This is a genomic window from uncultured Salinisphaera sp. (assembly GCF_964012375.1).
Taxonomy (GTDB): domain Bacteria; phylum Pseudomonadota; class Gammaproteobacteria; order Nevskiales; family Salinisphaeraceae; genus Salinisphaera.
Window position 1 is genome coordinate 1 of sequence record NZ_CAXGSH010000125.1, and the last position, 7,873, is coordinate 7,873.

Below are 7,873 nucleotides of genomic sequence, written 5' to 3' on the forward strand. Positions count from 1 at the left end.
TTCGTGAAGGCGGCCGCACCGTGGGTGCCGGCGTCGTGACCAAGATTACGGAATAAACATGGCCGCAAGTCAGAACATTCGTATCCGTCTCAAGGCCTTCGATCATCGTCTGATCGACAAGTCGGCCCGTGAGATCGTGGAAACCGCCAAGCGCACCGGTGCGCAGGTGCATGGCCCGATCCCGCTGCCGACCCGCAAGGAGCGCTACACGATCCTGATCTCGCCGCACGTCAACAAGGACGCGCGGGACCAGTACGAGATCCGTACGCACAAGCGCATGATGGATATCGTGGAGCCCACGGAGAAGACCGTGGACGCACTTATGAAGCTGGATCTTGCTGCGGGCGTCGACGTCCAAATTAAATTGCAGTAAGACCGAGACAAATCGGTTGCGGTCTGGTATAGTCCGCGGCCCTGGCGAACGAAGCCCGCATCACGCGGGCTTCGTTTACTGGATGCAACCAAACTTGAACTGTCGCCCCCTCTAGCGAGTGGCGATAAGCGAGAAGGTACTTAACACATGGCTATTGGATTGGTAGGTCGCAAGCGCGGCATGTCTCGCGTTTTCGACGAAAACGGCGTGTCCGTTCCGGTAACGGTCGTCGAGGTCGAGCCGAATCGCGTTGTCCAGATGAAGGACGGCGACAGTGACGGCTATCGCGCGGTGCAGGTCACCACGGGCACGCGGCGTGCAAGTCGCGTAACCAAGGCGGCGGCAGGTCACTTCAAGAAGGCCGGCGTCGAAGCAGGGCGCGGCCTGTGGGAATTCCGCGTTGAGGGTGACTGGCCGACTGTGCCGGTTGCAGCGCCGCAGCCGGCCGCAGAAGGCGAAGAGCCGGCCGAGGCGGAGCAGGTTGAGCTGGCCGTGGGTGGCGAGCTGACGGTTTCGCTGTTCGCGGAAGGTCAGATCGTAGACGTGGTTGGCCGTTCGATCGGTAAGGGTTATGGCGGCGTTATCAAGCGTCATAACTTCCGTTCGCAGCGCATGTCGCATGGTAACTCCAAGGCGCATCGTGCGCCGGGTTCCATCGGTCAGAACCAGTCGCCCGGTCACGTGTTCAAGGGCAAGAAAATGGCCGGTCAGCTGGGTAATGCGCGCACCACGGTACAGAACCTTCGGGTTGTCCGCGTGGATGCCGAGCGCAACCTGATTCTGATCGAGGGCGGCGTTCCGGGCGCGAAGGGCGGTGACGTGGTCATCAGTCCCGCGGTCAAGAAGGCCGGCTAGGCCCGACTTTTACGACAGGCATAAGTCATGGAACTTAATTTGGCAGCAGGCGGCAAGACGGTATCGGTTTCCGACGCTATCTTCGCGCGCCCGTTTAACAAGGATCTGGTTCATCAGATCGTCACGGCCTACCTCGCCGGCTCGCGTGCGGGCACCAAGGCGCAGAAAAACCGTGCCGCGGTCAGCGGTGGCGGCAAGAAGCCCTGGCGCCAGAAAGGCACCGGTCGTGCCCGTGCCGGCACCATTCGTAGTCCGATCTGGACCGGCGGCGGCGTGACCTTTGCGGCGACTCCGCGTGATTATGCGCAGAAGGTCAACCGCAAGATGTATCGCGCCGGCATGAGCGCGATCGTCTCCGAGCTGCTGCGCCAGGATCGTCTCGCGGTCATCGAGGCGCCGGCGCTGGAGGCTCGTAGCACCAAGGGTCTGATCAAGGCTCTTGCGGATCAGGATTGCGAGCCGCGCGGTCTCATCGTCGTCTCGGAAGTCGACGACAAGCTGGGCTATTCGGCCAACAACGTCGTCGGGCTGGATGTAGTCGCGGTCAATGCGCTGGATCCGGTGGTTCTGGTCGGTGCCGAGAAAGTGCTCATCACGGAAGAGGCGCTGCGCGCCCTTGAAGGTTGGCTGCAATGAACCAGGAACGCATTTTCCAGATTCTGCGCGCGCCCCATATCTCTGAAAAGAGCACGGTGGTCGCGGACGCACATAATCAGGTGGTCTTCGAAGTCGCAAAGACGGCGACGAAGCCCGAGATCAAGGCGGCGGTCGCTGCGCTGTTCGACGTCAAGGTCGAAGGCGTTACGACGGTTAATGCCAAGCCGAAGCTGAAACGGTTTCGCGGTCGGCCCGGCGTGCGCAGTGGCTGGAAGAAGGCCTATGTCACGTTGGCTCAGGGCGAGGAAATCGATTTCCTCGACGGCGCCACCCAGTAAGCGCTCATAGCAAGCGCCAAAAGGTAAGAAACTATGGCACTCAAGAAAGCCAAGCCGACATCCGCGGGTCGTCGCTTTGTCGTCAGCGTCAAGGATGCGACGCTGCATACCGGCAAGCCCGAGTCGTCGCTTGTCGTCAAGAAGCATAAGCAGGGCGGTCGTAACAACAACGGCCGCATCACCGTTCGGCATCGTGGTGGCGGTCATCGTCAGCATTATCGTCTGGTCGACTTCAAACGCGACAAGGACGGCGTGCCGGCCAAGGTCGAGCGTCTGGAATACGACCCGAACCGTAGCGCGAATATCGCGCTGCTGTGCTACGCGGATGGCGAGCGTCGCTACATCATCGCGCCGCGCGGCGTGACGGTGGACACCAAGATCATGTCGGGTCCGCAGTCGCCGATCCGCCCGGGCAATGCTCTGCCGCTGGCAAGCATTCCGGTGGGCACGACGGTGCACTGCGTTGAAATGCGCCCCGGCAAGGGTGCGCAGCTCGGCCGCAGCGCCGGCGCTGCCGTGCAGGTCGCTGCGCGTGCCGGTGAGTATGCCGTTCTTCGCTTGAAGTCCGGCGAGACGCGACGTGTACACATCAACTGCCGGGCCACGGTTGGCGAAGTTGGCAACTACGAGCACAGCCTGCGTCAGCTCGGCAAGGCCGGCGCGACGCGCTGGCGTGGTCGTCGCCCGACCGTCCGTGGCGTGGCGATGAACCCGGTGGATCACCCGCATGGTGGTGGTGAAGGCCGGACCAGTGGCGGTCGTCATCCGACCAGCCCCTGGGGTTGGAAGACCAAGGGTTTCAAGACGCGTGCTAACAAGCGCACCGACGGCATGATCGTTCGTCGCAGCGTCAAGCGTAAGAAGCGGTAAGCCGCGTTTTATAAAGGCACAGGAATAGCTATGCCCCGTTCAATCAAGAAAGGCCCGTTCGTCGACCTGCATCTCGCCGCCAAGGTGGAAGCAGCCGCGAACAGCAGCACCAAGCGGCCGATCAAAACCTGGTCGCGTCGCTCGATGGTGACGCCCGACATGATCGGCCTGACGATTGCCGTGCACAACGGTCGTCAGCACGTGCCGGTGTTCGTGTCGGAAAACATGGTCGGCCACAAGCTTGGCGAGTTTTCCCCGACGCGGACCTTCAAGGGTCACCTGGGCGACCGCAAGGGTTAAGGCGAGGACTTATTAATATGGAATCGTTCGCCAAACTTCGTTTCGCGCGTATCTCGCCGCAGAAGGTTCGTCTTGTTGCCGATGAGGTGCGGGGCATGCCGGTCGAGCGTGCGTTGGAAACGCTGCAGTTTTCGAGCAAGAAAGCGGCGCATATCGTGCGCAAGGTGCTCGAGTCGGCAGTTGCCAACGCCGAGCACAATGAAGGCGCCGATATCGACGAGCTCAAGGTATCCACCATCATGGTTGACGAAGGTCCGACCATGAAACGGATGAAGCCTCGAGCCCGCGGTCGCGCCGATCGGATTTTCAAGCGTACGAGTCACGTGACGATTCGCGTCGCAGACAAGTAAACGGATAAAGATATGGGTCATAAAGTACATCCTGTCGGTTTCCGTCTCGGTATTACCTCCGAGTGGAGCTCGCGCTGGTATGCAGAGAACGCCGGCTATCGCGACGCGCTGAACACGGATCTGGAGATTCGTGATTTCATTCGCGAAAAGCTGGCGCATGCCTCGGTCAGCCGCATTCAGATCGATCGTCCTGCGCGTAGCGCGCGGATCACGATCCACACGGCGCGTCCGGGCATCGTCATCGGCAAGAAGGGCGAGGATATCGACAAGCTGCGTTCGGAAGTGTCCGAGCGCATGGGCGTGCCCGTGCATCTGTCGGTCGAAGAGATTCGCCGTCCGGAGCTCGACGCCCTGCTCGTGGCCCAGAATATCGCCCAGCAGCTCGAGCGCCGCATCATGTTCCGTCGCGCCATGAAGCGCGCGGTGGGCAACGCCATGCGCCTGGGTGCGGGCGGTATCCGCGTTAACGTCGCCGGCCGTCTCAACGGTGCCGAAATCGCGCGTACGGAATGGTATCGCGACGGCCGCGTGCCGCTGCATACGCTGCGTGCCGACATCGACTACGGCCTGGCTGAAGCCAAGACCACCTACGGCGTTCTCGGCGTCAAGGTCTGGATCTTCAAGGGCGAAGTGTTCGACACCGATCCCAAGATCGAAGAAAAGCCCGCCGATACCGGCGCGGCCGCGGGGTAAACAACCATGTTGCAACCGAAACGAGTCAAGTTCCGCAAGGTTCAGAAAGGCCGCAACCGTGGTCTGGCCCAGCGCGGTAATGCCGTGAGCTTCGGCGAGTACGGCCTGAAGGCGGTCGAACGTGGTCGCCTGACCGCACGCCAGATCGAAGCGGCGCGTCGTGCCATGACCCGTCACATCAAGCGTGGCGGCAAGACCTGGATTCGCGTGTTTCCCGACAAGCCGGTTACCAAGAAGCCCATCGAGGTTCGTATGGGTAAGGGCAAGGGCAACGTCGAGTTCTGGGTGGCCAAGGTGCAGCCCGGCTCCATGCTTTACGAAATGGAAGGCGTGAGCCGCGAAGTCGCCCAGGAAGCCTTCCGCCTGGCGGCGTCGAAGCTGCCGGTGAAGACGGCCTTTGTCGAACGCAAGATTCTGTAGAGGCGAAGATGAAAGCGAAAGAACTGCGCGAGAAATCGCCTGAAGATCTAGAAAAGGAATTGCTCTCGCTGCGTCGCGAGCAGTTCAACCTGCGCATGCAGCAGGCCACGGGCCAGCTGTCGCAGACCCATCAGTTCGGCGTCATTCGTCGTGACATCGCGCGCATCAAGACCGTGCTGCGCGAAGCCGGCAAATAGGAACAGTTGAGCCATGAGCGAAACGAGCGAAAACAACAGCACCGCCGCCGAGCAGGACAAGCGTCAGCGCGTTCTGGCCGGCAAGGTCGTGAGTAACGCGATGGACAAGACCATTGTCGTGCTCATCGAGCGGCGCACGCAGCACCCGCTGTACGGCAAGTACATCCGTCGGAGTACGCGTCTCAAGGCGCACGATCCGGAGAATACTTGCCAAGTGGGCGATTTCGTTGAAATCGCTGAGGGTCGCCCGGTGTCCCGCCGCAAGGCGTGGTCGCTGCGGCGCGTGGTCGAGAAGGCCGGCGAATTCGATACCGCAGGATAAACGACAGCCATGATCCAGACAGAATCGGTACTCAATGCCGCCGATAACAGCGGCGCGCGCCGCGTCCAGTGCATCAAGGTGCTGGGCGGCTCGCATCGTCGTTACGCGCGCGTTGGCGACATCATCAAGGTCAGCGTCAAGGACGCGATCCCGCGTGGTCGTGTCAAGAAAGGCGAAGTGATGAACGCGGTGGTCGTGCGTACACGTCACGGTGTTCGTCGCAACGACGGATCGCTGATCCGCTTCGACAACAACGCCGCCGTGCTGCTCAACAACAACAACGAGCCGATCGGCACCCGTATTTTCGGGCCGGTCACGCGCGAGCTGCGTGAGAAGTTCATGCGCATCATCTCGCTTGCGCCGGAGGTTCTATGAGCTCCAGAAAGATTCGTAGCGGTGACGAAGTCATCGTGATCAGCGGCAAGGATCGCGGTCGTCGCGGCACGGTCAACCGTGTACTCGAGGACAAGGTCGTTGTCGAAGGCATCAACATTGCGAAAAAGCATGTCCGTGCGGACCCGAATCAGGGCATCCAGGGCGGCATCGAAGAGCGGGAAATGCCGCTGCATGTTTCGAACGTGATGCTGTACAACCCGGACACCCAGAAGGGCGAACGGGTCGGTTTCAAGTGGCTGGGCGAAGGTTCGGATCGGCGCAAGGTCCGTATCTACAAATCGTCCGGCGAAGTGGTCGACGCGTAGGTGAACGACATGGAAAACGCCATGGAAAATACGAGCAAACATCCCGCGCGCTTGAAATCGGTGTATGCCGATCAAATCGTACCCAAGCTGATGGAGCAATTTGGCTTCAGCAGCCCGATGGCGGCGCCGCGTGTCACCAAGATCACGCTCAATATGGGTGTGGGCGAAGCGGTGTCCGATCGCAAGGTGATCGAGTCGGCGATGGCTGATATGGCCAAGATCGCCGGCCAGAAGCCGGTGATGACCCGGGCACGCAAGTCGGTGGCCGGTTTCAAGATCCGCGAGGGTTGGCCGATCGGCTGCAAGGTGACGCTGCGTCGCACCCAGATGTACGAGTTTCTGGATCGGCTGGTGAACGTATCGCTGCCGCGTATCCGTGACTTTCGTGGGTTGAATCCGCGCGCGTTCGACGGGCGTGGCAACTATAGCCTCGGTATCCGTGAGCAGATCGTGTTCCCGGAAATCGATTACGACCGGGTCGATGCGCTTCGCGGTATGGATATCGTGATCTCGACCTCGGCCAAGAACGACGAAGAGGGGCGCGCGCTGCTGGACGGGTTCAATTTCCCGTTCCGCAAGTAACCGGCCCCGGAGACCCCAAGTATGGCAAAGAAAAGCATGATCGCCCGCGATCGCAAGCGCATGAAGCTGGTGGCGAAGTACGCCGAAAAGCGCGCCGCGATCAAGGAACGTATCAACGACCCGGAGGCGACGCCTGAAGAGCGTTTCGCCGCTGCGCAGGAACTGCAGGCGCTGCCGCGCGATGCCAGCCCGACACGGGTGACGCGTCGTTGTCAGGCGACCGGTCGTCCGCGCGGTGTTTACCGCAAGTTCGGGCTCTCGCGTAACAAATTGCGGGAAGCCGCAATGCGCGGTGAAGTGCCCGGTCTCGTTATGTCCTCCTGGTAGGCCACAGAAAAGGTATCGGTACGCATGAGTATGACTGACCCCATCGCCGACATGTTGACCCGTATCCGTAACGGGCAGTCGGCAGATAAGGAAAGCGTCGAAATGCCCTCGTCCAAGCTGAAACTGGCGATCGCCCAGGTGCTGCAGGACGAAGGCTACATCTCCGGATTCGAAACCGTCGACCTGGACGGGAAGCCGCGTTTGCGCGTGGCGCTCAAGTACTTCCAGGGCCACGGCGTGATCGAGCACATCGAGCGGGTGTCCAAGCCCGGTCTGCGCGTCTATCGGGGCAAGAAGGAAGTGCCCACGGTTGTCGGTGGCCTCGGTATCTCGATCGTGTCCACGTCGCAGGGCGTGATGACCGACCGTGCGGCCCGTGAGGCTGGTCATGGCGGCGAGATTCTCTGCTACGTGTCGTAAGGCACGTCGAGCAACGCACAGGAAGTTCGAATATGTCCAGAGTAGCTAAAGCCCCGGTGAGCTTGCCCAGCGGCGTTGAGTGCAACGTCGCCGAGCGCGACGTGCGGGTGAAGGGCAAGAACGGCGAACTCAGCTTTCGACTGCCGGACGGCGTCGATGTCGAGGTCGCCGACGGTGCCGCCACCGCCAAGCCCACCGGCCGCAAGCCGAATATGGCAATGGCCGGAACGGTGCGTGCGACGGTCGCGAACATGGTTAAAGGCGTCAGCGAAGGCTTCGAGCGCAAGCTCGAGCTGGTGGGCGTGGGCTATCGTGCCCAGGCCCAGGGCGACACCCTGAACCTGTCGCTGGGCCTGTCGCATCCGGTGGCTTACAAAATGCCGCAGGGCGTGACCGTTGCGACGCCGAGCAATACCGAAATCGTGCTTACGGGTGCGGACAAGCAGGTGGTCGGTCAGGCCGCCGCCGAGATCCGCAACTACCGTCCGCCGGAGCCCTACAAGGGCAAGGGTATTCGCTACGCCGACG

At 61.4% G+C, this 7,873-nt stretch carries 17 protein-coding genes; all 17 read left to right on the forward strand.

All coding sequences use genetic code 11. The features are described from left to right. Positions 1-58: 58 nt before the first annotated feature. Positions 59-373, forward strand: a complete 315-nt coding sequence (gene rpsJ, locus ABNU97_RS16215; protein ID WP_006913628.1) for a 30S ribosomal protein S10 — start codon at positions 59-61, stop codon at positions 371-373. 147 nt (positions 374-520) lie between these two features. Continuing rightward, positions 521-1,228 carry a 50S ribosomal protein L3 gene (rplC, locus tag ABNU97_RS16220; RefSeq protein ID WP_348767719.1) on the forward strand — a complete coding sequence of 236 codons (708 nt, stop codon included), beginning with the start codon at positions 521-523 and terminating at the stop codon, positions 1,226-1,228. Positions 1,229-1,255: 27 nt separating this feature from the next. Next, positions 1,256-1,864, forward strand: coding sequence for a 50S ribosomal protein L4 (gene rplD / locus ABNU97_RS16225; RefSeq protein WP_348767720.1), 609 nt, complete (start codon positions 1,256-1,258; stop codon positions 1,862-1,864). Beyond that, positions 1,861-2,163 carry a 50S ribosomal protein L23 gene (rplW, locus tag ABNU97_RS16230; protein ID WP_348767721.1) on the forward strand — a complete coding sequence of 101 codons (303 nt, stop codon included), beginning with the start codon at positions 1,861-1,863 and terminating at the stop codon, positions 2,161-2,163. The genes rplD and rplW overlap by 4 nt, the downstream gene beginning before the upstream one ends. A gap of 33 nt (positions 2,164-2,196) precedes the next feature. After that, positions 2,197-3,033, forward strand: a complete 837-nt coding sequence (gene rplB, locus ABNU97_RS16235; protein WP_348767722.1) for a 50S ribosomal protein L2 — start codon at positions 2,197-2,199, stop codon at positions 3,031-3,033. 30 nt (positions 3,034-3,063) lie between these two features. Continuing rightward, positions 3,064-3,333: a 30S ribosomal protein S19 gene (gene rpsS, locus ABNU97_RS16240; protein WP_006913633.1), complete on the forward strand. Its 270-nt coding sequence runs from the start codon at positions 3,064-3,066 to the stop codon at positions 3,331-3,333. A 17-nt stretch (positions 3,334-3,350) separates the two neighbouring features. Then, entirely contained in the window at positions 3,351-3,683 is a 333-nt protein-coding gene (gene rplV, locus ABNU97_RS16245; protein WP_348767723.1) for a 50S ribosomal protein L22, read from the forward strand. A gap of 12 nt (positions 3,684-3,695) precedes the next feature. Then, positions 3,696-4,376: a 30S ribosomal protein S3 gene (gene rpsC, locus ABNU97_RS16250; protein WP_348767724.1), complete on the forward strand. Its 681-nt coding sequence runs from the start codon at positions 3,696-3,698 to the stop codon at positions 4,374-4,376. A gap of 6 nt (positions 4,377-4,382) precedes the next feature. Further along, positions 4,383-4,796 (forward strand): 50S ribosomal protein L16, encoded by a 414-nt coding sequence (rplP, locus tag ABNU97_RS16255; protein ID WP_006913636.1) that lies wholly within the window; start codon positions 4,383-4,385, stop codon positions 4,794-4,796. Between the two features lie 8 nt (positions 4,797-4,804). Beyond that, a complete protein-coding gene (gene rpmC, locus ABNU97_RS16260; protein ID WP_293626216.1) occupies positions 4,805-4,993 on the forward strand; it encodes a 50S ribosomal protein L29 in 189 nt (62 codons plus the stop codon). Between the two features lie 13 nt (positions 4,994-5,006). Continuing rightward, positions 5,007-5,315 carry a 30S ribosomal protein S17 gene (gene rpsQ, locus ABNU97_RS16265; protein WP_348767725.1) on the forward strand — a complete coding sequence of 103 codons (309 nt, stop codon included), beginning with the start codon at positions 5,007-5,009 and terminating at the stop codon, positions 5,313-5,315. 9 nt (positions 5,316-5,324) lie between these two features. Further along, positions 5,325-5,690, forward strand: coding sequence for a 50S ribosomal protein L14 (rplN, locus tag ABNU97_RS16270; protein ID WP_006913639.1), 366 nt, complete (start codon positions 5,325-5,327; stop codon positions 5,688-5,690). After that, positions 5,687-6,016 (forward strand): 50S ribosomal protein L24, encoded by a 330-nt coding sequence (rplX, locus tag ABNU97_RS16275; RefSeq protein WP_348767726.1) that lies wholly within the window; start codon positions 5,687-5,689, stop codon positions 6,014-6,016. The genes rplN and rplX overlap by 4 nt, the downstream gene beginning before the upstream one ends. 21 nt (positions 6,017-6,037) lie before the next feature. Further along, positions 6,038-6,598, forward strand: coding sequence for a 50S ribosomal protein L5 (rplE, locus tag ABNU97_RS16280; protein WP_348767727.1), 561 nt, complete (start codon positions 6,038-6,040; stop codon positions 6,596-6,598). A 21-nt stretch (positions 6,599-6,619) separates the two neighbouring features. Then, positions 6,620-6,925: a 30S ribosomal protein S14 gene (rpsN, locus tag ABNU97_RS16285; RefSeq protein WP_006913642.1), complete on the forward strand. Its 306-nt coding sequence runs from the start codon at positions 6,620-6,622 to the stop codon at positions 6,923-6,925. A gap of 24 nt (positions 6,926-6,949) precedes the next feature. Further along, complete coding sequence (gene rpsH, locus ABNU97_RS16290; RefSeq protein ID WP_348767728.1) at positions 6,950-7,345, forward strand: 30S ribosomal protein S8; 396 nt, start codon at positions 6,950-6,952, stop codon at positions 7,343-7,345. Positions 7,346-7,377: 32 nt separating this feature from the next. After that, the coding region (rplF, locus tag ABNU97_RS16295) for a 50S ribosomal protein L6 (RefSeq protein WP_348767729.1) at positions 7,378-7,873 on the forward strand (496 nt) is incomplete at its 3' end.